The organism is Shewanella sp. BF02_Schw (assembly GCF_014596695.2).
In the GTDB taxonomy this organism is placed as follows: domain Bacteria; phylum Pseudomonadota; class Gammaproteobacteria; order Enterobacterales; family Shewanellaceae; genus Shewanella.
On record NZ_JABKAW020000009.1, the window covers coordinates 24874 to 51059 of the forward strand.

Sequence of the window (26186 nt, forward strand, 5' to 3'; positions counted from 1 at the left end):
GAAAGGAATTAAATCATGAAACAAGCTGTTATCGTAGACTGCATTCGTACCCCAATGGGCCGTTCTAAGGCAGGGGTATTTAGAAATGTACGTGCAGAAACATTGTCTGCAGAATTAATGAAAGCACTGATGTTGCGCAATCCACAATTAGACCCTAACGACATTGAAGATGTGATTTGGGGTTGTGTGCAGCAAACACTAGAGCAAGGTTTTAACATTGCCCGTAATGCATCATTGTTAGCTGGCATTCCTAAATCGGCTGGCGCAGTAACGGTAAACCGTTTATGTGGTTCGTCAATGGACGCCCTTCATCAAGCGGCTCGTGCCATTATGACTGGCCAAGGCGACACCTTTATTATTGGTGGTGTTGAGCACATGGGTCACGTACCAATGAACCACGGGGTTGATTTTCACCCTGGCTTGGCAAACCGCGTAGCTAAAGCATCTGGCATGATGGGCTTAACCGCTGAAATGTTAGGTAAAATGCACGGTATTACTCGCGAACAACAAGATGCATTTGCGGTACGTTCTCATCAACGTGCACATGCAGCAACTATCGAAGGTCGTTTTGCCAAAGAGATTTGGGGCATTGAAGGCCACGATGTAAATGGCGCACTGATCAAAGTGATGACTGACGAAGTTATCCGTCCAGAAACAACACTAGAGTCACTTGCCGGTTTACGTCCAGCATTCGACCCAGTTAACGGTACTGTGACTGCCGGTACATCATCTGCATTATCAGACGGTGCTTCTGCAATGTTGGTGATGGAAGAATCTAAAGCTCGCGCTTTAGGTTTAACCATCCGCGCACGTATTCGTTCAATGGCCGTTGCCGGTTGTGATCCTGCAATTATGGGTTATGGTCCAGTACCAGCAACCAAAAAAGCATTAGCACGCGCTGGCTTATCTGTTGCCGATTTAGACCTTATCGAATTAAACGAAGCGTTCGCGGCACAATCATTACCTTGTGTTAAAGATCTTGGCTTACAAGATGTTGTCGATGAAAAGATTAACCTTAACGGTGGTGCAATTGCATTGGGTCACCCACTAGGTTGTTCTGGCGCACGTATCTCGACAACACTGATCAACTTGATGGAAGAAAAAGATGCAACGCTTGGTCTTGCCACTATGTGTATCGGTTTAGGTCAAGGTATCGCAACTGTATTCGAACGCGTTTAATCGTTCTCATACCAAGCTGATACTTTTCAGTTGTATCAAGTGAGTTGTAAAAACGAGCCAAATTGGCTCGTTTTTTTTATTTTAAAATTTTCCTACTTTGGCTAATGTTCCACGTGAAACATGTTTTATGAAAATTAAAAAATAATAAAAAAACTCAATATAACTTTAAAACCAAGCAAACTTGGCAAGCTTAAATGACAAGAGTAACATTAGCGCTAATTCGATAGGTAAACATAGACAGCATTTCATGAACGATATTTATACCCAAGCACAACACCAACTCGATGCTCTTGGTCTTCGATGCCCAGAACCTGTAATGATGATTAGAAAAACAGTACGCAAAATGGCAGAAGGTGAAACCTTATTAGTCATTGCAGATGATCCTGCCACCACTCGTGATATTCCAAGTTTTTGTGAATTTATGGATCACACGTTAATTGCCAGTGATATCAGCAAGACTCCTTACCACTATTTACTCAAAAAAGGACTGTAATGAATGACCATCACATTGGAAGCCATCGCGTATAAAACAGCAAAACGCGGCATAATGAAGTCAGCCTTTTGTGCCAATGTGACCTTAGAGCGAGGCGTCGAAAACGATATTTTTGGCAGACCAGGAAAACGTCAAGTAACCGTCATGTCTAAACAGCAGTGGCACACAGCCTGCCAACAAATTAATGCCGATTTAGACTGGTTAACTCGAAGAGCTAATTTATTGATCAGCGGCTATGAATTTAGCGCAGCAGATGTCGGTAAAACGATCACCATAGGTACTGAGCTTAAACTACAAATCACAGGTGAAACCGATCCATGTAAAAAAATGCAGCAAGCTTACTCAGGTCTAGAACAAGCACTAACGCCCGACTGGCGTGGCGGAGTCACCTGCCGCGTGATTCAAACTGGATTAATACAACTAGATGACTCAGTAAAAATAGATTAGTAAAACCGATAAATCATTTTCGTTTAAGCCTTTCATAATAAAATCTAACGCTATAGCACTCATTGTCTATTAATCGATAACAGACATATGTGTTAACGTCTGTCATTAATTGATACAGATTTGTTGTACACCTTATCGGTAATTTATGCGATAAAGGAACTATTCAAACCGACAAACGCAGTAAAGCCAAATACTCTTTAGGTCATCTAATCATGCAAAATGACATTTCCTAAACGGGTATTGGGCTTGATTAAATCCACTGAAAATAAAAACGACAACGGATAATCTACTCTATGTTGACTCAAAAACTCACTCCACTTTACACCGCAATGGCACTTACTCTAGGTATATCTAGCTTTGCTTATGCCGAAGATGACAAAGTAAAATGGCACGTAAATGCTCCAGAAAATGCGCCATTAAGTAAAATTGATATCAATGTAACCGAAGGCACATGGATGAACGTCAATGTATCGCCAGATGGTGAACACATTGTATTTGATTTATTAGGTGATATTTATCAAATACCGATAGCAGGAGGCGAAGCCAAACCACTGGCACAAGGTATTGCTTGGCAAATGCAGCCAGTATATAGCCCTGACGGTAAGTATATAGCTTTCACCTCTGATGAAGATGGTGGCGACAATGTCTGGATAATGAATGCCGATGGTACAAATCCACACGCTATCACTACTGAAACATTTCGTTTACTCAACAGCCCGGCCTGGAGTCCTGATTCACAATACCTAGTAGCACGTAAACATTTTACCGGCACCCGCAGCCTCGGAGCGGGTGAAGTGTGGATGTTTCACGTTGCTGGTGGCGAAGGCGTTAAACTAACAGAGCGCCCTAACGAACAAAAAGATTTGGGTGAACCGGCCTACTCGCCAGATGGACGCTATATCTACTTTAGCCAAGATGCGACCCCAGGCAAGACCTTTCATTACTCAAAAGATTCGGTCAAAGGTATTTATAAAATTAAGCGCTATGATACCCAAACGGGAGATATCGAAGTATTAATTGAAGGAACTGGTGGTGCTATCCGCCCAACACCAAGCCCTGATGGCAAAACGCTTGCTTACATCAAACGCGATGGATTCCAATCGACACTATATTCACTGGATTTAAAGTCTGGTGAAGAAACTAAGCTGTATGACAAACTCGATCGTGATATGCAAGAAACATGGGCAATTCATGGCGTGTATCCAACAATGTCTTGGACCAAAGACAATAAGCACATCGTATTTTGGGCTAAAGGTAAAATTAATAAACTTGATGTCGACAGTAAAAAAATATCTGACATTCCATTCAGTGTTAAATCTCAAAGAGATATTCAGCCATCGGTCCGCTTTACTCAAAACTTAGATCAAGATGAATTTGATGTAAAAATGCTGCGTATGGCACAAGTGTCACCTGACGGCGAAAAAGTGGTATTTGAAGCCTTAGGTAAAATTTGGATTCGTGATATTAAAGACGGAAAACATAAACGATTGACCCGTTTAGATGATGACATCAATGAGCTGTTTCCACAGTGGTCACGTGACGGTAAAGACATCGTATTCACCACTTGGAACGACCAACAGCAAGGCACCGTCAGTGTGGTTAGCGCCAGAGGTGGTAAAGCCAAGGTGTTGACCAACGAGCCTGGCAAATATGTCGAGCCAACCTTTTCGCCTGATGGTGAATATGTTGTTTATCGAAAGGCTCGCGGCGGTTACATGACACCACGAACTTGGTCACAAGAACCGGGTTTATATAAAGTCGATATCAAAGGAAAGCAAAGCACTAAACTAACCGCCAGTGGCCATCAGCCACAATTCGGTGACGACTCAGACCGAGTTTACTTTATGGATTCAGGTGAGACCCCAGAGTTTGCATCAATCGGCATGAACGGTTTTGAAAAGCGTACCCATTACACTAGCGACCATGCTACCGAGTTTCGTTTATCACCAAACGGTGAGCACTTGGCTTTTGCTGAGCGTTTTAGAGTGTACGTTACTCCTTTTGCTAAACACGGTGAAACCATTGCGATTGGGCCTAAAGCAACCAACTTACCCATTACTCAACTGAGTGCTCGTGCAGGTGAAAGCATTAGCTGGAACGGTAAAAATAACCAACTGTATTGGACATTGGGCCCTGATTTATATCAAGCCGATGTAGACACTCAATATGTAAAAGCAGAAACCAAGGTCGATCCTAAAATAACCTCTATTGGCTTTAAAGATAAAGCCGATGTTCCACGTGGAACAGTAGTGTTTACTGGCGGTAAAGTGATCACCATGGAAAATGATCAGGTGATAGATAATGGTGTTGTTATCGTTAAAGACAATAAAATTGTCACTGTCGGTGATGCCAACACGTTGATCCCAAAAAATGCCCAGATTATCGATATTAGTGGTAAAACCATTATGCCGGGCTTATTTGATGCTCACGCCCACGGCGGACAAGCGGATGATGAAATTATTCCACAACAAAACTGGGCCTTATATTCAGGGCTGTCACTTGGGGTAACGGCTATTCACGACCCATCGAATGACACTACCGAAATTTTTGCTGCTTCTGAACAACAAAAAGCAGGCAATATTGTTGGCCCTCGTATTTTCTCAACGGGGACTATTTTATACGGAGCCAACTTACCAGGCTATACCTCGCATGTAGATTCACTTGATGACGCAAAGTTCCACTTAGAGCGCCTTAAAAAAGTCGGTGCATTTAGTGTTAAGAGTTACAACCAACCACGCCGGGATCAACGCCAGCAAATTATTGCTGCTGCACGAGAGCTCGAAATGATGGTAGTACCTGAAGGTGGCAGTTTGCTGCAACACAATTTATCGATGATAGCGGATGGCCACACCACGGTAGAACATTCGTTGCCAGCAGCGTCTATATACAATGACATCAAACAATTCTGGAGCCAAACCGAAGTACACTACACACCGACCTTAGTTGTCGCTTATGGTGGTATTTCTGGTGAGCATTACTGGTATGACAAAACTGACGTTTGGGCTCACCCTCGTCTAAGCATGTATGTCCCGCATGATATTCTTGATGCCCGTTCAATGCGCCGCACTACCGCGCCAGATGAACATTACAACCACTTTAATGTTGCCCGCGTAGCCAATGAGTTAAACAACATCGGCGTTAAACCTAATATTGGTGCTCATGGTCAACGAGAAGGATTAGCTGCACATTGGGAAATGTGGATGTTTGCTCAAGGCGGCATGAGTAATATGGAAGTATTAAAAACCGCGACAATCAATCCGGCGACAACCTTTGGTATGGACCATCAACTAGGTTCTATTAAAGTAGGGAAATTGGCAGACTTAATAGTGATTGATGGCGATCCATTAGCCGATATCAGAACGACGGATAAAGTCACTTACACTATGGTTAATGGTAAGCTCTTTAATTCAGAAACCATGAATCAACTCAATGGTGATAAACATAAACGTAAGCCTTTTTTCTTTGAAAAAATCTAACGATTAAATTAATCCAATAAAAAGGGTGTTCCACGTGGAACACCCTTTTTTTATATAAATATCAAAATCAATACTGGCCGTAACAATGACAGTCAGTCGTGTGGTCATTCACCATACCTACCGCTTGCATAAAGGCATAACAAATTGTTGGGCCAACAAAGTTAAAACCAAGCTTTTTTAATGCTTTAGACATAGCTTCAGATTCTGGTGTTTGTGCAGGAACTTGGCTTGATGAACTGAAGTTGTTTGCTCTCGGTTCACCGCCGACAAAACTCCATAAAAACTTAGAGAAATCATCACCCTGCTCCACAAATGCTAAATAAGCTTTAGCATTTCTGATGATCGAGTTTATTTTAAGACGATTACGTACAATACCTGGTTCAAGCATTAACGCTTCCACTTTAGCTTGATCGTACTGAGCAATAATACTCGGCTCAAAATTAGCAAACAGTTGTTGGTAGTTTTGTTGCTTTTTAAGAATCGTAATCCAAGATAATCCAGCTTGTTGACCATCAAGACAAAGCTTAGCAAAAAGCTGTTTGGCATCAAACTCAGGACGTCCCCATACTGTATCGTGGTAATGCTGATATAAAGGGTCTTCACTTACCCAGCCACATCGGTTAACTTGCATGGTATGGTTCCATTAACGTTTTTAGTAGTACGTTAAAAAATAACCTACATCTGCCTTGCTCTACAAGGTATAATCATTAACATTTTCTATTAATAGCCTGACAGTAGTAGACATGACGACGAAACACGACGTAAAGACATTTCAGGGTTTCATCCTAACCCTTCAGGAATATTGGGCGCAGCAAGGTTGCGCAATTGTTCAACCTCTAGATATGGAAGTTGGCGCTGGTACTTTCCACCCGCAGACGTTCTTACGTTCATTAGGCCCAGAGCCAATGAGCAGTGCATACGTGCAACCGTCTCGCCGTCCTACTGATGGACGTTATGGTGAAAACCCAAACCGCCTGCAACATTACTACCAATTTCAAGTAGTGCTAAAGCCATCTCCAGATAACATTCAAGAGCTATATTTGGGCTCACTTGAAGCGCTTGGCATCGACACCAAAGTACATGACATTCGTTTTGTTGAAGATAACTGGGAGTCGCCAACATTAGGTGCTTGGGGTTTAGGCTGGGAAATTTGGCTTAATGGTATGGAAGTGACTCAGTTCACCTACTTCCAACAAGTTGGCGGAATTGAATGTAGCCCTGTTACAGGTGAAATCACTTATGGGCTTGAGCGTTTAGCCATGTACATTCAAGAAGTGGATAGCGTATACGATCTTGTTTGGACTGACGGACCACTTGGTCGTGTCACTTATGGTGACATTTTCCATCAGAACGAAGTAGAACAGTCTACCTATAACTTCGAACATGCCGATGTCGATTTTATGTTCACCCTATTCGATCAATGTGAAAAAATGTGCATGCACTTATTATCACTAGAAAAGCCATTACCACTACCTGCTTACGAGCAAGTAATGAAAGCATCACACGCTTTTAACTTACTTGATGCTCGCCATGCTATATCAGTCACTGAACGTCAGCGTTATATCCTTCGCGTTCGTACTATGGCAAAAGGTGTTGCAGAATCTTATTATCAAGCACGTGAAGCTCTTGGCTTCCCAATGTGTAAGTAGAGGTAACGAATGAATTTTGAAAACTTACTCATTGAAGTGGGTACCGAAGAATTACCACCAAAAGCGCTGCGCACGTTAGCTGAATCATTTTTAACGAGCTTTACAGATGAATTAACTAAAGCTGATTTACCTTTTGAGTCTGCAGTTTGGTATGCCGCCCCTCGCCGTTTAGCGATTAATGTGTTGGGTCTTGCATTAGCACAAGCTGATAAAGTCGTTGAAAAACGCGGCCCCGCAATTAGCTCGGCATTTGATGCCGACGGTAACCCAACTAAAGCAGCACAAGGCTGGGCTCGTGGTAACGGTATTACGGTTGAGCAAGCAGAGCGATTAGTCACCGATAAAGGTGAATGGTTAGTCCATCAAGCTAAAGTGGTTGGCGTTGAAACTAAAAGCTTAATAGCTGACATGGCACAACGCGCACTAGATAAATTACCGATCCCTAAACCAATGCGTTGGGGTAACAACAAAACTCAGTTTATTCGCCCGGTTCACACGGTGACAATGCTATTAGGTAGCGAATTAGTTGCAGGTGAATTGCTTGGTATTAAATCTGACCGCATTATTCGTGGCCACCGCTTTATGGGTAAAGCCAGCTTTGAGTTAGATCATGCCGACAATTATTTAGCCGCGCTAAAAGAGCAAGGTAAAGTCCTAGCAGATTATGAATTACGTAAATCGCTAATCAAAGCTGATGCTGAAGCAGCTGCAGCAAAATTAGGTGGTATTGCCGATATTCAAGATGGACTACTTGAAGAAGTGGCTTCACTGGTTGAATGGCCAATAGTGTTAACAGCTAGCTTTGAAGAAAAGTTTTTAAATGTGCCTTCAGAAGCCTTAGTTTACACCATGAAAGGTGATCAAAAATACTTCCCAGTATTTGATAAAGCCGGCAAATTATTGCCTAACTTTATCTTTGTTACTAATATCGAATCTAAAGATCCGCAGCAGATTATTTCAGGCAACGAAAAAGTGGTTCGCCCACGTCTTGCTGATGCGGAGTTTTTCTTTAACACCGATAAAAAGCAAACATTAGCATCTCGTATTGCCAGCTTAGAAACCGTGGTGTTTCAAAAACAATTAGGCACATTGAAAGCGCGTGTTGAACGTATTTCGGAACTTGCAGGTTTCATTGCGACGCAAATGAACAACAACGGTGTTGAGACCAACAATGTAGATGCTAGTCGCGCCGGTTTATTGTCTAAAGCAGACCTTATGACCAACATGGTAATGGAATTTACTGATACTCAAGGCACTATGGGCATGCACTACGCCCGCTTAGATGGCGAAACAGAAGCTGTTGCTATCGCACTTGAAGAGCAGTACAAACCTAAATTCTCGGGTGATACAGTACCAACAGCCAGCGTTTCATGTGCGGTTGCTTTAGCTGAAAAGTTAGATACGCTTGTGGGTATTTTTGGCATTGGCCAAGCACCAAAAGGTGCGGCTGACCCATTTGCACTTCGCCGTGCAGCCATTGGTATTTTGCGCGTTATCGTAGAAAACAAACTGCCATTGGACTTGGTAGAGTTAATTGCTAAAGCACAAGCTTTACATGCGACTAATATCACTAACACTAATACTAGTGAAGATGTACTTGAGTTTCTTCTCGCACGTTTCCGCGCTTGGTACCAAGATAAAGGCATTCAAGTTGACATTATTTTAGCTGTACTAGCTCGTCGTCCAACCAAACCTGCTGATTTTGACAGTCGTGTTAAAGCTGTATCGCATTTCCGTAGCTTAGAAGCTTCTACAGCGCTAGCAGCGGCAAATAAACGTGTTTCTAATATATTGGCTAAAGTTGAAGGCGAATTACCCGCAACCATCAATTCAGCTCTATTAACAGAACCAGCAGAAAAAGCGCTAGCTGATAAGCTTGTACAATTACAACCACAGTTAGCCCCGCTGTTTGCTGATGGCGATTACCAACAAGCATTAACGCTATTGGCTGACTTACGCGAAAACGTCGATCAGTTCTTTGAAGATGTGATGGTAATGGCAGATGATGAAGCATTGAAAAATAACCGTTTAGCGTTATTAACCAATCTTCGTGAGCAGTTCTTGCACGTTGCAGACATTTCGTTGCTGCAATAATGTAAATTAGCTGTAGTTGAGATAAAAGCGCCGCAAGGCGCTTTTTTTATTGATTACTTCTTATGACTTACTTTTTATGGCTTAAGAGTATCAGCCACAACGTGGGGCTATAAAAGGTTAAGGCAGACACCTTAGCCGCATTGATATCAATTTAAAACTGGATAAGCTTTTGATGCAAAACGATAAAATCTTCTTCACTACACTCAACCTGAGCTAACAACACGGCTAGTGCTGGTTGAGGTAATTTGTCGACTTGCTGCAGCATTGAACACTCACTAATAATATTGGCTTTCCAAATAAGCAGTGTCATGCCATCAGTAGGTTTAATATTGGTATTGGCCAATAACGTTAACGGTGTTTCAAAGTGCAGTGGTAATTGCCAACAGCGCGCTAACAGTGCACTTAAGGTCAACGATTTTGTGGTCATCACCTGCTTAAATAGTATTGAATTAGGCTGCTCTCCAGGTTCTGCTTGATAAAAAGCATCCACCAGCATTTTAAAAATCGCAATTTTACCTACATCATGCAGTAAGCCCACTAAAAAAGCGCTGTCTCGTTGCTCGGGGCTCGCTAACTCGCTGGCCAAAAAAGCAACTTGCATAGAATGACGCCAGATTTCAGCCCCAAAGCGTCTAAAATAAATAGGCTTTATATCAATTAACTCACGGGCTAAGCTCGCGGTAATAAATTGCCTTAATTGTTGTCGCCCCACTTGTACTAGCGCTTGTTGAATACTGCTAACATCATTATCAGCTCGTTTAAAAGCAGGCGAATTACATAACTTAAGTACTTCAACACACAACAGAGGGTCTTGTTCAATAAGTTGTATTAGTTCTTGGGTTTCAATACTGTCGTCGGCTAGTTTTTTATCTAGCTCGAGTATTTTGCTGGGCAGCTTTAATATATTTTCCGCAATCGACTGAGGTGAGCTTAATGCCAGTTCAATATTGTGCATCACGCTTCGCTCTAAATTATTCGCTATTCCTGTTGTTGTAGTTTGTTGGTTTGCAAATAATAAACTGTAAAATAAAGCCGACAGATCTAACTGTGATTCAACAGCTTGATGTTGCGTAACCTCTATTGCAGGTACTGGTGCTTTGGATTTGGTTTGCTGACGTTTCTCTGCAGTGCTAATGCCAGTGAATTTGGCCTGTTCATTGCGGTCTCGAACATTAAACAATTTTTTAAAGAAACCAATAACCACTGTAAATAGCCTTATTAAATGTTAAGTAAATACTATTATAACCATAGCACTAAAAACAAAAATGGGTGCCAAAGGCACCCATTTATACACTAAAATTTTGTTATACGTCTAAGTTGGCCACATTAAGCGCGTTAGTTTCAATAAACTCACGACGCGGCTCAACTTGGTCACCCATCAAACATGTAAATAGCTGATCAGCAGCAACCGCATCTTCAATAGTAACGCGTAACATACGACGTGATTCTGGATCCATTGTAGTTTCCCACAATTGTTCAGGGTTCATTTCACCCAATCCTTTATAACGTTGAATATATAGGCCGCGTTTAGCTTCACTAATAGTCCAATCTAATGCTTCTAAGAAGCTTTCAACTTCTTTAACACGTTCGCCACGTTGTACATAACCACCCTCTTCAATCATCCCCTCTAATGCAGCACCTAGCTTAGCGATACGCTGATAATCAGATGATGTGAAGAAGTCATAACCAAATAGATAGTTAGTATCAATACCGTGCTTGCGGATTGTCACGCTAGGAGTGTAAACCTTGCGCTCAGGGTCAAGCATTACATTAGCTGTAAAAATAATACCGCTACTTTCACGTTCTACTAGATCTGCAATGAAGCCATTACACCATGCCGTCATTTGCGCTTCGTCACTTAACACTGCAGTAGTCACTTCTGGGTGATACAACATACGGTCAAGTAGGTTGGTTGGGTAGCGTTTTTCTAAGCGCTTAATAATGCGCTCAACTTCACGATACTGCGCCACTAAACGCTCTAATGGCTCACCAGACATACCAAAAGCACCTGGGCTTGGATAAATATTGGTGCCATCGAGTGCTTGAGTGGTTAAATACTCAGTTAATGCTGGCTCATCTTTCAAATACTGTTCTTGCTTACCTTTTTTCACTTTGAAAAGTGGTGGTTGAGCAATATAAATATAGCCACGTTGGATCAATTCAGGCATTTGACGGAAGAAGAAGGTCAACAGCAAAGTACGAATGTGTGAGCCGTCGACGTCAGCATCGGTCATGATGATGATGTTGTGATAACGAGTCTTATCTGGATTATATTCATCGCGGCCAATGCCACAACCTAATGCAGTAATCAGCGTTGCCACTTCTTGTGAAGATAACATCTTGTCAAAACGCGCTTTTTCTACGTTTAAGATCTTACCCTTTAGCGGAAGAATTGCTTGGTTTTTACGATTACGTCCCTGCTTGGCTGATCCGCCAGCAGAGTCCCCTTCCACTATGTATATTTCAGAAAGACCAGGATCTTTCTCTTGGCAGTCAGCTAACTTACCTGGCAAACCACCTAAATCTAGTGCGCCTTTACGACGAGTCATTTCACGGGCTTTACGCGCCGCTTCACGAGCACGTGCTGCATCAACAATTTTACCCACAATTAATTTAGCATCTGCTGGGTTTTCTAATAGATAATCGTTTAACTGCTCACCCATTGTTTGTTCAACAGCGCTTTTCACTTCACTAGACACAAGTTTGTCTTTAGTTTGCGAGCTAAACTTTGGATCAGGTACTTTTACTGAAATAACCGCAGTTAAGCCTTCGCGCGCGTCGTCACCTGTCGCGTTAGTTTTGCCTTTTTTGTTAAAACCTTCACGTTCCATGTAGTTGTTCAAGTTACGTGTTAAAGCACCACGGAAACCGGCTAAGTGAGTACCACCATCACGCTGAGGAATATTATTAGTAAAACAGAAAATATTCTCTTGATAACCATCGTTCCACTGCATCGCAACTTCAACGGTGATACCATCTTCGCGCTCATGAGAAAAATGGAAAACATCTTTGTTAATCGGCGTTTTATTACGGTTTAAGTAATCAACAAAAGCACTAATACCGCCTTCATACTTAAAGAACTCATCTTTACCGTCGCGCTCGTCAACTAAACGAATGCCGACACCTGAGTTTAAGAATGATAGTTCACGTACGCGTTTGGCTAAAATTTCAAAATGAAATTCAACATTGGTAAACGTGTCACCACTTGGCCAAAAGCGGAGTTCGGTACCGGTTTTAACCGCATCACCAATTTCTTTGATAGGCGCATCGGGTACACCATGAGTATAGAACTGCTCATAGACTTTACCTGCTCTACGAATGGTTAACTGTAGTTTTTTCGATAACGCATTAACGACCGAAACACCCACACCGTGCAGACCACCAGAGACTTTATAAGAGTTATCATCAAACTTACCGCCAGCATGAAGTACGGTCATAATAACTTCAGCGGCAGAGATACCCTCTTCTTCATGTATCGAAACAGGAATACCACGACCATCGTCTTTTACTGAGACTGAACCATCTGAATGAATGCTAATGGTGATATCACTACAATGGCCTGCTAAAGCTTCATCGATAGAGTTATCGACCACTTCGAATACCATGTGATGAAGACCTGTGCCATCATCAGTATCACCAATGTACATACCAGGTCTCTTACGGACTGCATCAAGGCCTTTTAATACCTTGATACTCGAAGAATCGTAACTATTCTCTGACATATTTATCTCTCGTTGTTATTCAATAACCGTTACCAACCCTTGTTCCACATGAAACATCCTGTTTGGAGGGCTAGATAACGAATCGACTATTGCTTGCGGTTCGATCGCAGTGACAAAAATTTGTGCACCGGTTTCGGTTAACTGCTGTAGCAATAGCTGCCTATGCTGTGCATCCAACTCCGACGGTAAATCGTCGACTAGATAAATACTATTTTTATCTAGTTGTTGTTTGAGCAACTTTCCCTGTGCAATACGCAGTGCACAGACTAATAATTTTAATTGTCCACGGGACAACGCATCCTGCGCCGGTAAATTACCCACGCGCAAACGTAAATCTGCTTTGTGGGGGCCGCTGCCCGTATTTCCAGCGGCTAAATCTCTTGAGTATTGGTTTTCAAGTAATTGGGCAAAATCCGTTTTACTATCCCACCCTCGAGTAAAAGAAACCTTAATATCAATCTGAGGTAAAAACACTCCGATTATACCCTTTAGTAGCACATTTAACGAGTCTACATATTGATTTCGTATATCGGTAACCTGTTCAGCATACCGCACCAACTCCTTATCCCAAAACTGTATTTGGTTATAGGGAGAGTGATTTCTAAGTAATTGGTTTCGTTGTTTTAATACCTTTCTAGTATTCACCCAAGCTTGATAAAAATGTGGGTCAGAATGAAATGCACCCCAATCAATAAATTGACGGCGGGCTTTAGGTCCCTCGAACAACAAAGAAAAACTTTCGGGAGTAATAACTTGAATGGGTAACGTTTCGGCCAGGGTTGATAAACGCTTTACTTTCTCGCCATCAATTTTTACTTCGATCTCACCGCTTCGATGACGACGTAAGCCAATTTTACAATCTCTGTCAGCATCAATTAAATGCGCAAACAAAGTCAGTTTATCGTCATCATGGTTGATCACACGTTGGGATAAATGGCTTCTAAACGAACGGCCCATACCCAAAAAATAAATAGCTTCGAGAATACTGGTTTTGCCACTGCCATTTTGACCGTAAATCAAATTTAAGCCATCACCCGGTTGTAATGATGCTGAGGTAATATTACGAAATGAACCTATGGTAATACGCGATAAACTCATGAAGACCTATTGTGATAACCCAATAAAACGGTAGAAACAAAGAAGGTGCTTTGCAGCACCTTTCATATAGCAATAACACAATAACGCATTACAGACGCATTGGCATCACGACATACATAGAATCTTCTTCTTTGTGGTTCTCAATCAAGGCACTTGAATTGCCATCAATTAAAGTAATTCGTACTTCATCACTGGCTAAGTTATTTAACACATCAAGTAGATAACTGACGTTAAAACCAATTTCTAGCTTATCAGAGTCATATTCAACATCAATGATCTCTTCAGCTTCTTCTTGTTCAGGATTATTGGCAGTTATTTTCAATAAGCCAGATTCAAGCTGAATACGTACTCCACGGAATTTCTCATTCGAAAGAATAGACGCACGAGTTAACGCTTGTTTTAATTGGTTACGACTGGCGATAACCACCTTATTGCCACCCTTAGGTAACACTCGGCGGTAATCAGGGAAACGGCCATCGACAAGCTTACTGGTAAATACCGCGGAACTGGTAATCGCTCTAATGGCATTATCACCAATGGCAATGGTAATGTCCTGGTCGTCACTGTCGAGCAAGCGCGCCATTTCAACCACCCCTTTACGAGGCACAATCACTTGTTTTTCGGGTAATGAAACATCAAGCGTACGATGACTTAAGGCTAAACGGTGTCCATCGGTGGCAATAGCACGTAATACATTGCCTTCCGTTTCAAATAACAAACCATTGAGGTAGTAACGTACATCTTGGTTAGCCATTGAAAACTGAGTTGAATCAATAATCGACTTCAACACGCCTTGCTTTAAGCTAAATTCGATATCCGCTTGGAATTCTTCAACGTTGGGATAATCTTCGGCGGGTAATGTTGCCAATGAAAAACGGCTGCGACCTGAACGCAATAACCATTTATTATCTTGTTGCTCGACCTTTAATTCGCTCTGCTCTGGTAATGACTTAACAATATCCAGTAACTTTTTAGCCGGAACCGTCGTACGACCGATATCAATGTCACCATGAATAGCCGCTTGGCCCACCAACTCAACCTCTAAATCAGTGCCTGTTAGCTTAAGTGATGACTCACTAACTTCAACTAATAAGTTGGCTAAAATAGGTAAGTTGTGTCTGCGTTCTACCGCGCCGCACACTAGCTGCAACGGCTTTAATAGGGCGTCCCTATCAATTGAAAATTTCATCGTGTCAACATTCCCTGAATTAAGAAGACAAAGTTCTAATCAAGTTAGCATAATCTTCTTTAATATCATGACTTTCTTCGCGCAATTGGGCGATTTTACGACAAGCATGTAATACTGTCGTATGGTCACGACCACCAAAAGCATCACCAATTTCCGGTAAACTTTGGTTAGTAAGTTCTTTAGATAGCGCCATCGCCACTTGTCTAGGCCTTGCCACACTGCGAGAACGGCGTTTAGACAGCATATCTGCCATTTTTATTTTGTAGTATTCAGCAACAGTCTTCTGAATATTATCTATAGTGACTAATTTTTCTTGTAGTGCCAAGAGATCTCTTAATGCTTCACGCACAAAGTCGATAGTGATTGGGCGGCCAGTAAAGTTAGCATTAGCAATCACGCGGTTTAGTGCACCTTCTAATTCACGTACGTTTGAACGTAAACGCTTGGCAATAAAGAATGCCACTTCATCAGGTAGATTTATTCCGCTCTCTTGTGCTTTACGCATTAAAATCGCTACGCGGGTTTCTAATTCAGGTGGCTCAATAGCAACCGTTAAGCCCCAACCAAAGCGAGATTTTAAGCGATCCTCTACCCCGTCGATCTCTTTCGGATAACGGTCTGAGGTTAAAATAATTTGATGATTACCTTCTAACAATGCATTAAAGGTATGAAAAAACTCTTCTTGTGAACGATCTTTATTGGCAAAAAATTGAATGTCATCAATAAATAACGCATCAACACTACGGTAATAACGCTTAAATTCTTCGATCGCGTTATTTTGCAGCGCTTTAACCATGTCCTGAACAAAACGCTCAGAATGCATATACACCACTTTGGCATTGGGATTATTTTTAATAATGCCATTACCTACAGCGTGTAAAAGGTGAGTTTTACCTAAACCAGTGCCGCCATATAAAAATAACGGATTATAAGCACCACCAGGATTTTCAGAAACTTGCAATGCAGCAGCTTTACCTAACTGGTTTGATTTACCTTCAACGAAGTTATCAAATTGGTAAGTAGGATTAATATTGCTGCGATGATTAGGGTTAATAATCGGTTCAGCCTGGGTATTAAAGGACGTGGTTCCTACTTGGGCTTTAGTTTGGCGATTAACAGGCTTAGCCGCTACAGGAGCTGGCGCAACCGGACGAGCGGAAGGACGGCTACCAATATCAAAACGTAACTTAGGTGCATTACTGCCCATTTGTTCAGTAAAAAATTGATTAATGATATTGATGTATTTATCGCGTACCCAATCCAGCACAAAACGATTTGGCGCATACAAAACCAAAGTATCACCATCCATTTCAGCCTGTAACGGACGGATCCACATACTGAACTGCTGTGCTGATAACTCGTCTTGCAGTCTGCCGATACATTGTTGCCAAAGTGAAACCGCCACTTATTTATCCCCAAATATCTTTAATCAAAGGAGGTGTATTCTATAGGGAGATCACAATGATCGCTATCCTTTAAAGAAGAATTATCCCCAGCGGGATCATTCTGTGTATATATCTGAGATCAGCGAAGATCAAAATCGATCCATTAATTGCAAGATTCAAGCAAATCCAGCTTTATTAACCGATCCACCTTGATCTATAATAGCATTTCTTTGATCTACTGAAACAACGAAAGATCCACAAGATATAGTGTCTGTACACAGACTTATCCACATCTTCTGGTGCTTAATCGATAGTAGCTTCAAATAAAGATTGGCAGAAATTTGTCATATAAGTACTTTCGTTATTGACGAGGCTACTTAAAGTGATTACAATTCGGCCTCTTTTTTGCCCTTACCTCTAATGTTGGAGATAAGGTAAATTCACTAACAAAGACGGATTGCCATCATGAGTAAACGTACTTTTCAACCTAGCAACCTGAAGCGCAAGCGTTCTCACGGCTTCCGCGCTCGTATGGCTACTGTAGGCGGCCGTAAGGTCCTTGCACGTCGCCGTGCGAAAGGTCGCGCTCGTTTATCTGCGTAAGTAGATAACTAGGTGACTAGCTATACCTTTTCGCGGGAGTTACGTTTGTTAACTCCCGCGCAATTTAAATCTGTATTCTCCAATCCAATCAAAGCATCCTCTGCTGAAATAACTCTGCTCGCAATTCCAAATTCAGAGCAACATCCTCGTTTAGGATTAACTGTGGCCAAACGTTTTGTTAAACGTGCAAACCAACGTAATCGTATTAAACGTGTGATAAGAGATAGTTTTCGTTTACATCAACAAGACATCCCAGATATAGATATCGTTGTATTAGTCAGAAATGGCGTGATGGAAATGGAAAATGCAGAACTACACAAATTAATAGAAAAGCTATGGCGCAAACTCAGTCGCCGTTACAATGGCTAGCAACTACGGTTATCCGTGGTTACCAAATTCTTATCAGCCCTTTATTGGGACCGCGGTGTCGGTTCAATCCAACTTGTTCTTATTATGCTATCGAAGCAATAAAAACACATGGAACAGTGAAAGGTAGTTGGTTTGCAATGAAACGCATATTAAAATGTCACCCTTTACATCCCGGCGGTAGTGATCCCGTCCCCCCTAAAAATGACAGGTGTAATAAATAGGCTATGGAATCTCAACGCAATATATTGCTAATCGGTCTGCTGTTTGTCAGCTTTTTAATGTGGCAACAATGGCAAACAGATAAAGCACCAAAACCGGCAACAGCTCAAACTGTTAGCCAAACTAACGCCGCCTCACAACACAGTGCTGACGTTCCAGAAGCAGATATCTCTGGGGAACCAATAGAATTACCTGCAAATAAAAACCTTATTAGCGTTAAAACTGATCAGCTTGATATTAAAATCAGCCCGATTGGTGGTGACATAGTTTATGCCGCATTAGTGGAACATAAACGCGAAATTGACAGTAGTGACCCATTTGTCATTTTAGAACAAAAGAACAATTTCACTTATATCGCCCAAAGCGGACTTATTGGTCGTGATGGTATTGATAGTAGTGCCAATGGTCGAGCTGCTTATAGTGTTCAAACCAATTCATATTCTTTAGCTGAGGGTAAAGACACATTAACCGTGCCATTTACTTATACAGCAGACAACGGTGTCACCTACGTAAAAACCTTTACGTTCACCCGTGGTCAATATGATGTCGGCGTAGATTACAGCATCAACAATACTTCGGCTGCACCGTTACAAGTGCAAATGTATGGTCAAATTAAACAAACGATTAAAGAATCTGAAAGCAGCATGATGATGCCAACCTATCGTGGTGGTGCTTTCTCGGCTCAAGATACTCGTTATGAGAAATATAACTTTGACGATATGGCTGACAAAAATCTTGCTAAAGTAACACAGGGTGGTTGGGCAGCAATGCTACAACATTACTTTGTGTCAGCTTGGGTGCCGCCAGCAACAGATTCAAACACCATTTTCTCAAGTATGAGTGCTGGTGGAATGGCTAATATTGGTTTCCGTGGTGCGGTATATGATATTGCTCCTGGCGCAACTCAAGAAATTAGCTCACAGTTTTATGTTGGCCCTAAAAACCAAAAAGAGCTTTCAGCTATTTCTGAAACCTTAAACTTGGTTGTTGATTACGGTTTCTTATGGTGGTTAGCGATTCCAATCCATTGGTTATTGATGTTCTATCAATCATTTGTGGGCAATTGGGGTGTGGCTATTATTTTGATCACTCTCACCGTCCGTGGTGGTCTATATCCGCTGACTAAAAAGCAATATACCTCTATGGCCAAAATGCGTAATCTACAGCCTAAATTGGCAGAGATGAAAGAACGCTTTGGTGATGACCGTCAAAAGATGGGTCAAGCTATGATGGAGCTGTATAAGAAAGAGAAAGTAAACCCTATGGGCGGTTGCTTACCTATTCTATTACAAATGCCAATCTTCATTGCACTATATTGGGTACTACTAGAAAGCTATGAATTACGCCACGCGCCATTCATGCTTTGGATTAATGATTTATCGGTCCAAGATCCATACTATGTATTGCCATTGTTAATGGGCTTATCAATGTTCTTGATGCAGAAAATGCAACCGGTAGCGCCAACAATGGATCCAATGCAAGTAAAAATGATGCAGTGGATGCCAGTTATCTTTACCGTATTCTTCTTATGGTTCCCAGCAGGTCTAGTACTTTACTGGCTAGTGGGTAACTTAGTTGCAATCACACAGCAGAAAATTATTTATGCTGGCCTTGAGAAAAATGGCATAAAATAAGCCTAAGCTCAATGTTGTATAACTGATTAAAAAGGCGGCTGATTAGCCGCCTTTTCCTTTATCAATTTTATAGGTAATACCGTGACAACAGACACTATTGTGGCACAAGCCACCGCCCCTGGACGAGGTGGCGTAGGCATCATTCGTATTTCTGGTGATTTAGCCACTAATGTCGCGACAGCGATTATTGGCCACATACCCAAAACGCGTTACGCAGAATATTGTGACTTTAACAATGCTGACGGTCAGGTGATTGATCAAGGGATTGCACTATTTTTTAAAGGACCAAATTCATTTACCGGCGAAGATGTCCTAGAACTGCAAGGCCATGGCGGTCAAATAGTACTCGACATGCTAATTAAGCGAGTGATGGAAATAGACGGTATTCGTATTGCTAGACCAGGTGAATTTAGCGAACAAGCTTTTATGAACGATAAACTCGACTTAACTCAAGCAGAAGCGATTGCAGACTTAATTGACGCCACCAGTGAACAAGCAGCAAAAAGTGCCTTGCAATCACTACAAGGTGAATTCTCAAAAGAAGTTCATGAGCTTGTCGACCAAGTCACCAACCTGCGTTTATATGTGGAAGCCGCGATTGATTTCCCCGATGAGGAAGTCGACTTTCTATCCGATGGTAAAATTGCCAACGCCTTATATAAAATCATCGATAAGCTAAACACAGTGCAAGCCAGCGCCAAACAAGGTTCAATCATCCGTGAAGGAATGAAAGTTGTGATTGCCGGCCGTCCTAATGCTGGTAAATCAAGCTTACTCAATGCATTAGCCGGTAAAGAATCGGCAATTGTGACTGAAATAGCAGGCACAACTCGCGATGTACTACGCGAGCACATCCACTTAGACGGTATGCCGCTGCACATTATCGATACGGCAGGGTTACGAGACACTCTAGACACTGTTGAACAAATCGGCATAGAACGCGCATGGGCAGAAATAGCCAGTGCCGATAGAGTCTTGTTTATGGTCGATGGCACCACAACTGACGCCATAGATCCGCACGAAATTTGGCCTGACTTTATCGACCGTCTACCAGCAAAGCTGGGAGTGACAGTGATACGTAATAAAGCTGACCTAACCGGTGAAACCTTAAATAACACCGAAGAGCAAGGTTACAGCGTTTATAGGATATCAGCTAAAACAGGTTTAGGGGTTGATGAGTTAAAGCAACACCTCAAATCATTAATGGGTTACCAAAGTAACTTAGAAGGTGGTTTTATTGCCCGCCGCCGCCATTTAGAAGCACTCGATCTTGCTGCAAATCACTTACAACTGGGTAAAGAACAACTTGAAGTGTATTTAGCTGGAGAGTTACTGGCAGAAGAACTGCGCATGACACAAATGGCCTTATCTGAGATCACCGGTAAATTCACCTCAGATGATCTATTGGGCAAGATTTTTGGCTCATTCTGTATTGGTAAATAGTGTATAGATAAATAGGTGTAAATTGATGAAACTCGCCAATCACGTCGTGATACTCGACTTTGAAACCACAGGATTATCACCAGATAACGGTGACCGAGCCATAGAAATTGGTGCGGTTAAGTTAGTTAATGGTCAAATAGTCGATACTTTTCAGGAATTGATTAATCCTGGTCGGCGAGTCAATAGTTTTATTGAGCAATACACTGGTATTAGTAACGATATGCTTAAACATGCCCCTGCGTCCAAACAAGTCATGGGGCAGTTTGCTAAGTTTATTGATGGTTTTAATTTGGTGGCACACAATGCCAGCTTTGATAAAAAGTTTCTCGATGCTGAGTTTAGCCATAGCAAACTGTATTACACTGGTCAGTTTGCTTGCTCGTTATTATTATCAAGGCGGATAAGCCAAGATGCTCCCAACCATAAGCTTGGCACGCTTGTAGATCATCACCAGTTACCTAACGATGGTGTGTTTCACCGCGCTTTAGCCGATGCCACCATGACCAGCCATTTATGGTTACATCAAATAGATCTATTACAACTACAGCTGCCCAAGCAAGCTATTACCATTGATATGATCAATAAAATATCCAGCCTACCAAAAGCGCAAATTGCGCGTTATTTGCGAACGATGAGCTAGTTACAACTCTTGCGATAACTTATCGACCAGCAATCTCACTTTGGGTGATAAATGGCGATTATGCGGATACAAAGCCCAAATACCTTCTTTAGGTTGTTGAAAAGGTGCCAGCAATACCACTAACTCCCCTTCAGTAATAGCATCATTGACGTAATATCCCGGTAACTGCACAATCCCCAAACCACAAATAGCCGCATTTAATAAACTTAAACCACTACTACAGGCTAAAGATCCATGCACTTTTACCGCCTTGGGTTTACCTTGCTCAACAAAATGCCAATGAGACTGACTGCCGATTAAACAATTATGCTGACTTAACTCCGATAACGCATAAGGCGTACCGTATTTAGCGATATAACTCGGGGCTGCGCACACATATTGGCTGCGACTCGTAAGCCGCTTTGCCATCATAGTAGAATTAGTTAACCGCCCTAACCTAATAGCCAAATCATAACCACCATCCACTAAGTCAAGTTGCTGATTAGTCAGCTCACAAATCACTTCAATATCAGGATATTGCTGCATAAAATCAATCACTATCGGCATGATAAACTTTTCACCGTAAGTCACTGGTGCAGTAATTCTAATCAGTCCTTGTGGCTTATCTTTTAAGCTTGAAATAGCACGTTCTGCTTCATCAAGACTGTTTAATACTTGGCGACAATGCTGATAATAAACCGTACCTTCTTCGGTTAACGATACTTTGCGGGTGGTGCGATAAAATAATTTGGTGTTTAAACGGTTTTCAAGCTGACTAATCTGTCGACTCACTTGCGCGGTAGAAATACTCAAACGCTTGCCAGCCACTGTAAAACTGTCAGTTTCGGCCACAGCCACAAATTCAAAAATGCCTTCCCACTTCATCATTATTACATTCTCGTAAAAGTCATTTGCAAAATAAGCTAATTATCATTCTATGATAAACAAATACAATGGCTAAATACACTACACTGTAGTAAAACCACTTAACCATGTTGACCATGGTCGTTAATGTTAAGGAAATCATTTATGTCAGCACAATTTATTAAATCCAAAGCCGCTATAGCTTGGGGACCTGGCCAACCACTATCGGTAGAAGAAGTCGACGTAATGTACCCAAAAGCGGGTGAAGTCATGGTACGTATTGTGGCATCTGGCGTTTGTCATACCGATGCTTTCACGCTTTCAGGTGATGATCCTGAAGGGGTATTCCCAGCGATTCTTGGTCATGAAGGCGGCGGTATTGTTCACATGGTCGGTGAAGGCGTTACTAGCGTACAAGTCGGCGATCATGTTATTCCGTTATACACAGCAGAATGTGGAGTATGTAAATTCTGTACTTCTGGTAAAACCAACCTTTGCAGCGCAGTGCGTGAAACTCAAGGTAAAGGGTTAATGCCAGACGGCACCACGCGTTTCTTTAAAGATGGTGAGCCAATTTTTCACTACATGGGTTGTTCAACATTTTCTGAGTACACCGTATTACCCGAAATATCATTAGCCAAAGTCAGTAAAGATGCGCCTTTAGAAGAAGTCTGTTTATTAGGTTGTGGTGTGACCACCGGCATGGGCGCTGTATTGAAAACAGCTAAAGTTCAAAAAGGTGATACTGTCGCTATTTTTGGTTTAGGCGGTATCGGTCTATCAGCAATTATTGGTGCCACCATGGCTGGCGCCAGCCGAATTATTGGTATTGACCTTAACGAATCTAAATTCGAACTTGCCAAAAAATTAGGGGCAACAGACTGCATTAACCCTAAAAACTTTGATAAGCCGATTCAAGAAGTGATTGTAGAAATGACCGACGGTGGTGTCGATTTCTCATTTGAATGTATTGGTAACGTCAATGTAATGCGCAGTGCATTAGAATGCTGTCATAAAGGTTGGGGCGAGTCCGTCATTATTGGTGTAGCCGGTGCAGGCCAAGAAATATCAACCCGTCCATTCCAATTAGTTACTGGTCGCGTATGGCGTGGCAGTGCATTTGGTGGCGTTAAAGGACGCAGTGAATTACCGGGTATTGTTGAGCAATACCTAGCTGGCGAATTTAAACTTGACCACTTTATAACTCACACCATGGGTATTGAAGGCATTAATGATGCATTTGATTTAATGCACAAAGGTGAAAGTATTCGCAGCGTGATCCACTTTGCCAAGTAACACTTAATTTATCATGACAGATGCAGTTAAGTGTAAAACGACTTAACTGCGTTCTGACAAATAAGGACACATCATGACCATTGAAAGTATCAGCAGTACCAAAGCATTTGGTGGTTGGCATAAACAATACAGTCATCAATCAAGTACGCTTAATTGCACCATGCGGTTTGCTATTTACTTACCGCCACAAGCCGAAAGCCAAAAAGTGCCGGTTTTATATTGGTTGTCAGGGCTCACCTGTACTGATGAAAACTTTATGCAAAAAGCAGGTGCACAACGCATAGCAGCAGAGTTAGGCATGGCTATTGTCGCACCCGATACCAGCCCTCGAGGTGAAGGTGTTGCAGATGATACCGACGGCGCTTATGACTTTGGTTTAGGTGCAGGCTTTTATCTAAATGCCACCAAACCACCCTTTAGTCAGCATTACCAAATGTATGATTACGTGGTAAACGAATTGCCAGCACTGATTGAAGCCCATTTCCCAGTAACAGAGCAACGCAGTATTAGCGGCCACTCAATGGGTGGACATGGCGCGTTAACCATAGGATTAAAAAATCCGCACAGATATAACAGCCTGTCAGCATTTAGTCCTATTTGTCACCCAATGGACTGCCCATGGGGCATCAAAGCATTCCGTGGTTATTTAGGTGATGATCAGCAGCAATGGCAACAATACGATAGCTGCGAGTTAATGGCCAATAGCCAACAATTTGTGCCCACTCTGGTGGATCAAGGCAGTAATGACAACTTTTTAGACGAGCAGTTAAAACCACAAGCCTTAGTTCAAGTAGCTAAAGACAAAGGTTATCCGCTTGAACTAAGAATGCAGCCAGGTTATGACCACAGCTATTATTTTATCGCAACGTTTATTGAAGACCATCTGCGTTTTCATGCTAAACACTTAGCACTTAAATAAAATACAATATTTGATAGTTGTAATGAATCAATAAAAATGAAAACGAGCCATTTTGGCTCGTTTTTTTATACATTACAGTTAACGATTAGCATCTAACCGAGAGAAATAATCTTTTGCTGCAGCCCTAACTTTAGGAGCTAACAATAAAGCAGACGTCATCGTCGGTATCGCCATCAATGCATAAGCAGCATCAATAATATTCACAATTTCTTGCAAGCTGGCTGTCGCAGCAAACAAAATAGCTAATAAATAAAAGTACTGATAAAAACGAATACGTTTACGACCAAATAAAAAGGCAAAACATTGGCCACCATAAAATGCTTGAGTAAAAATGGTGCTAATACTAAAAAACACCACACATAAAATAAGCAAATATGGTCCAATACCTGGCATCGTAATTTCAAATGCCTGCGCCGATAAATTTACCCCTTCAGCATCAGTACCTTGCCACACACCCGAGATTAAAATAATCATCGCTGTTGCAGTGCAGACTAATAATGTATCAATAGCAGGGCCTAACATGGCCACTAAACCTTCTTTTACTGGTTCATTAGTTTTGGCACTGCCATGAGCCATAACCTCTGTACCAATTCCGGCCTCATTCGAAAATGCCGCTCGGCGAATACCAATTAACATTGTCCCTAAAATTCCGCCGCCAACCGAATTTAACGAAAATGCTTCACTGAAAATAAGACTAAAATAGCCAGGTACTTGCTCAATATTTGACACAATCACATAAGCGGCACAACTCATGTAAATTAAGATCATCATCGGCACAACTTTAGATGCTACGGTCGCAATACGCTTAATTCCACCAAGAATAACGCTTGCCACTATCACCATAACAACGATCCCTAAACTCAAATCAAGCCAAAAAGTCGATTGATCCGCCGGAAAATGACCCGGTTTAACAAATAACCACTCGCGGATTATCTGTACTAATTGATTTGAGTTAAACAGCGGGAAATTACCAATTAAGCCAACAACACAGAAAAATACCGCTAAAAAATGCCATTTTTTAGTTAACCCTTGAGTAATAATGTACATAGGGCCACCCTGTACATCACCATTTTCATCTTTACCACGATACATAATAGCCAAAGTACAAGTAAAAAACTTGGTCGCCATACCAACAATAGCGCTGATCCACATCCAGAAAATAGCTCCCGGACCACCGACCATAATAGCCACAGCAACACTACCAATATTTCCCATTCCCACGGTACCGGCCATAGCACTGGATAACGCCCCAGCATGGCTGATATGCCCTTCGGCGCCATCATCAGGATATTTACCTCTCACGACATTAATAGCGTGACCTATGTACCTAAAAGGCACAAAACGAGAATAAATAAGGAAGAATAAGCCACCTCCAACGAGTAAAATAAGCATGTGAGGACCCCATGCAAGGTCAGCTAGCTGTTTAGTAATATCAGCAAGATTCATTAAAACCTGTTGTTTTATTGTAAAATAGTAATTAAGAAAATA

Annotated in this window: 22 protein-coding genes; 14 read left to right on the forward strand and 8 right to left on the reverse strand. The window is 41.8% G+C overall.

Annotation, left to right across the window (positions count from 1 at the left end; genetic code table 11):
* Nucleotides 1–15 precede the first annotated feature (15 nt).
* The 4 genes from fadA to HNW13_RS22030 all read left to right on the forward strand — a co-directional run bounded on the left by fadA (nucleotide 16) and on the right by HNW13_RS22030 (nucleotide 5595).
* Complete coding sequence (fadA, locus tag HNW13_RS22015) at nucleotides 16–1179, forward strand: acetyl-CoA C-acyltransferase FadA (protein WP_101087370.1); 1164 nt, start codon at nucleotides 16–18, stop codon at nucleotides 1177–1179.
* A 247-nt stretch (nucleotides 1180–1426) separates the two neighbouring features.
* Nucleotides 1427–1672: a sulfurtransferase TusA gene (gene tusA, locus HNW13_RS22020; RefSeq protein WP_011635503.1), complete on the forward strand. Its 246-nt coding sequence runs from the start codon at nucleotides 1427–1429 to the stop codon at nucleotides 1670–1672.
* Nucleotides 1673–1675: 3 nt separating this feature from the next.
* Nucleotides 1676–2119 (forward strand): MOSC domain-containing protein, encoded by a 444-nt coding sequence (locus HNW13_RS22025; RefSeq protein WP_192116451.1) that lies wholly within the window; start codon nucleotides 1676–1678, stop codon nucleotides 2117–2119.
* Nucleotides 2120–2412: 293 nt separating this feature from the next.
* Nucleotides 2413–5595, forward strand: coding sequence for an amidohydrolase family protein (locus HNW13_RS22030; protein ID WP_192116450.1), 3183 nt, complete (start codon nucleotides 2413–2415; stop codon nucleotides 5593–5595).
* 67 nt (nucleotides 5596–5662) lie between these two features.
* Here the strand turns inward: HNW13_RS22030 and HNW13_RS22035 are convergent, their stop codons facing one another.
* Nucleotides 5663–6226, reverse strand: a complete 564-nt coding sequence (locus HNW13_RS22035; RefSeq protein WP_192116449.1) for a DNA-3-methyladenine glycosylase I — start codon at nucleotides 6224–6226, stop codon at nucleotides 5663–5665.
* A gap of 112 nt (nucleotides 6227–6338) precedes the next feature.
* Between HNW13_RS22035 and glyQ the strand changes: the two genes are divergently transcribed.
* Complete coding sequence (glyQ, locus tag HNW13_RS22040) at nucleotides 6339–7244, forward strand: glycine--tRNA ligase subunit alpha (protein WP_011635499.1); 906 nt, start codon at nucleotides 6339–6341, stop codon at nucleotides 7242–7244.
* Between the two features lie 9 nt (nucleotides 7245–7253).
* Nucleotides 7254–9338 carry a glycine--tRNA ligase subunit beta gene (gene glyS, locus HNW13_RS22045; protein ID WP_192116448.1) on the forward strand — a complete coding sequence of 695 codons (2085 nt, stop codon included), beginning with the start codon at nucleotides 7254–7256 and terminating at the stop codon, nucleotides 9336–9338.
* Between the two features lie 151 nt (nucleotides 9339–9489).
* Here the strand turns inward: glyS and HNW13_RS22050 are convergent, their stop codons facing one another.
* The 5 genes from HNW13_RS22050 to dnaA all read right to left on the reverse strand — a co-directional run bounded on the left by HNW13_RS22050 (nucleotide 9490) and on the right by dnaA (nucleotide 16752).
* Nucleotides 9490–10542, reverse strand: coding sequence for an HDOD domain-containing protein (locus HNW13_RS22050; protein ID WP_192116447.1), 1053 nt, complete (start codon nucleotides 10540–10542; stop codon nucleotides 9490–9492).
* A 100-nt stretch (nucleotides 10543–10642) separates the two neighbouring features.
* Nucleotides 10643–13060, reverse strand: a complete 2418-nt coding sequence (gene gyrB / locus HNW13_RS22055; RefSeq protein ID WP_101087365.1) for a DNA topoisomerase (ATP-hydrolyzing) subunit B — start codon at nucleotides 13058–13060, stop codon at nucleotides 10643–10645.
* A 15-nt stretch (nucleotides 13061–13075) separates the two neighbouring features.
* Nucleotides 13076–14158, reverse strand: coding sequence for a DNA replication/repair protein RecF (recF, locus tag HNW13_RS22060; RefSeq protein ID WP_162021954.1), 1083 nt, complete (start codon nucleotides 14156–14158; stop codon nucleotides 13076–13078).
* Nucleotides 14159–14246: 88 nt separating this feature from the next.
* Entirely contained in the window at nucleotides 14247–15347 is a 1101-nt protein-coding gene (gene dnaN / locus HNW13_RS22065; protein ID WP_101087363.1) for a DNA polymerase III subunit beta, read from the reverse strand.
* Between the two features lie 19 nt (nucleotides 15348–15366).
* Nucleotides 15367–16752: a chromosomal replication initiator protein DnaA gene (gene dnaA / locus HNW13_RS22070; RefSeq protein ID WP_011635493.1), complete on the reverse strand. Its 1386-nt coding sequence runs from the start codon at nucleotides 16750–16752 to the stop codon at nucleotides 15367–15369.
* 445 nt (nucleotides 16753–17197) lie between these two features.
* On the opposite strand from dnaA, the gene rpmH reads away from it, so the two are divergent.
* From rpmH to HNW13_RS22100, 6 genes are all read left to right on the forward strand, one after another.
* Nucleotides 17198–17335, forward strand: a complete 138-nt coding sequence (gene rpmH / locus HNW13_RS22075; RefSeq protein WP_006083827.1) for a 50S ribosomal protein L34 — start codon at nucleotides 17198–17200, stop codon at nucleotides 17333–17335.
* A 12-nt stretch (nucleotides 17336–17347) separates the two neighbouring features.
* Nucleotides 17348–17704: a ribonuclease P protein component gene (gene rnpA / locus HNW13_RS22080; protein ID WP_192116446.1), complete on the forward strand. Its 357-nt coding sequence runs from the start codon at nucleotides 17348–17350 to the stop codon at nucleotides 17702–17704.
* The gene (yidD, locus tag HNW13_RS22085) at nucleotides 17671–17925 is read left to right on the forward strand and encodes a membrane protein insertion efficiency factor YidD (RefSeq protein ID WP_011639469.1); all 255 of its coding nucleotides are present in this window, start codon (nucleotides 17671–17673) and stop codon (nucleotides 17923–17925) included. The genes rnpA and yidD overlap by 34 nt, the downstream gene beginning before the upstream one ends.
* 3 nt (nucleotides 17926–17928) lie before the next feature.
* Nucleotides 17929–19557, forward strand: coding sequence for a membrane protein insertase YidC (yidC, locus tag HNW13_RS22090; protein WP_162024243.1), 1629 nt, complete (start codon nucleotides 17929–17931; stop codon nucleotides 19555–19557).
* An 81-nt stretch (nucleotides 19558–19638) separates the two neighbouring features.
* Nucleotides 19639–21000 carry a tRNA uridine-5-carboxymethylaminomethyl(34) synthesis GTPase MnmE gene (gene mnmE, locus HNW13_RS22095; protein WP_192116445.1) on the forward strand — a complete coding sequence of 454 codons (1362 nt, stop codon included), beginning with the start codon at nucleotides 19639–19641 and terminating at the stop codon, nucleotides 20998–21000.
* A gap of 25 nt (nucleotides 21001–21025) precedes the next feature.
* Nucleotides 21026–21640, forward strand: a complete 615-nt coding sequence (locus HNW13_RS22100) for a 3'-5' exonuclease (RefSeq protein WP_101087360.1) — start codon at nucleotides 21026–21028, stop codon at nucleotides 21638–21640.
* On the opposite strand, the gene HNW13_RS22105 is transcribed toward HNW13_RS22100, so the two are convergent.
* Entirely contained in the window at nucleotides 21641–22507 is an 867-nt protein-coding gene (locus tag HNW13_RS22105) for a LysR substrate-binding domain-containing protein (protein WP_192116444.1), read from the reverse strand.
* 141 nt (nucleotides 22508–22648) lie between these two features.
* Between HNW13_RS22105 and HNW13_RS22110 the strand changes: the two genes are divergently transcribed.
* Both HNW13_RS22110 and fghA read left to right on the forward strand, forming a co-directional pair.
* Nucleotides 22649–23779: an S-(hydroxymethyl)glutathione dehydrogenase/class III alcohol dehydrogenase gene (locus tag HNW13_RS22110; protein WP_011639464.1), complete on the forward strand. Its 1131-nt coding sequence runs from the start codon at nucleotides 22649–22651 to the stop codon at nucleotides 23777–23779.
* Between the two features lie 73 nt (nucleotides 23780–23852).
* Nucleotides 23853–24698: an S-formylglutathione hydrolase gene (fghA, locus tag HNW13_RS22115; protein WP_192116443.1), complete on the forward strand. Its 846-nt coding sequence runs from the start codon at nucleotides 23853–23855 to the stop codon at nucleotides 24696–24698.
* A 78-nt stretch (nucleotides 24699–24776) separates the two neighbouring features.
* Here fghA and HNW13_RS22120 read toward each other — a convergent pair whose 3' ends face one another.
* Nucleotides 24777–26090 carry an alanine/glycine:cation symporter family protein gene (locus HNW13_RS22120; RefSeq protein ID WP_242445161.1) on the reverse strand — a complete coding sequence of 438 codons (1314 nt, stop codon included), beginning with the start codon at nucleotides 26088–26090 and terminating at the stop codon, nucleotides 24777–24779.
* Between the last annotated feature and the right edge of the window lie 96 nt (nucleotides 26091–26186).

Coding starts and splice junctions, on each gene's coding strand:
- fadA (WP_101087370.1), top strand. CDS start 16: ATGAAACAAGCTGTTATCGTAGACTGCATTCGTACCCCAATGGGCCGT.
- tusA (WP_011635503.1), top strand. CDS start 1,427: ATGAACGATATTTATACCCAAGCACAACACCAACTCGATGCTCTTGGT.
- HNW13_RS22025 (WP_192116451.1), top strand. CDS start 1,676: ATGACCATCACATTGGAAGCCATCGCGTATAAAACAGCAAAACGCGGC.
- HNW13_RS22030 (WP_192116450.1), top strand. CDS start 2,413: ATGTTGACTCAAAAACTCACTCCACTTTACACCGCAATGGCACTTACT.
- HNW13_RS22035 (WP_192116449.1), bottom strand. CDS start 6,226: ATGCAAGTTAACCGATGTGGCTGGGTAAGTGAAGACCCTTTATATCAG.
- glyQ (WP_011635499.1), top strand. CDS start 6,339: ATGACGACGAAACACGACGTAAAGACATTTCAGGGTTTCATCCTAACC.
- glyS (WP_192116448.1), top strand. CDS start 7,254: ATGAATTTTGAAAACTTACTCATTGAAGTGGGTACCGAAGAATTACCA.
- gyrB (WP_101087365.1), bottom strand. CDS start 13,060: ATGTCAGAGAATAGTTACGATTCTTCGAGTATCAAGGTATTAAAAGGC.
- recF (WP_162021954.1), bottom strand. CDS start 14,158: ATGAGTTTATCGCGTATTACCATAGGTTCATTTCGTAATATTACCTCA.
- dnaN (WP_101087363.1), bottom strand. CDS start 15,347: ATGAAATTTTCAATTGATAGGGACGCCCTATTAAAGCCGTTGCAGCTA.
- rpmH (WP_006083827.1), top strand. CDS start 17,198: ATGAGTAAACGTACTTTTCAACCTAGCAACCTGAAGCGCAAGCGTTCT.
- yidD (WP_011639469.1), top strand. CDS start 17,671: ATGGCGCAAACTCAGTCGCCGTTACAATGGCTAGCAACTACGGTTATC.
- yidC (WP_162024243.1), top strand. CDS start 17,929: ATGGAATCTCAACGCAATATATTGCTAATCGGTCTGCTGTTTGTCAGC.
- HNW13_RS22100 (WP_101087360.1), top strand. CDS start 21,026: ATGAAACTCGCCAATCACGTCGTGATACTCGACTTTGAAACCACAGGA.
- HNW13_RS22105 (WP_192116444.1), bottom strand. CDS start 22,507: ATGATGAAGTGGGAAGGCATTTTTGAATTTGTGGCTGTGGCCGAAACT.
- HNW13_RS22110 (WP_011639464.1), top strand. CDS start 22,649: ATGTCAGCACAATTTATTAAATCCAAAGCCGCTATAGCTTGGGGACCT.
- fghA (WP_192116443.1), top strand. CDS start 23,853: ATGACCATTGAAAGTATCAGCAGTACCAAAGCATTTGGTGGTTGGCAT.
- HNW13_RS22120 (WP_242445161.1), bottom strand. CDS start 26,090: ATGCTTATTTTACTCGTTGGAGGTGGCTTATTCTTCCTTATTTATTCT.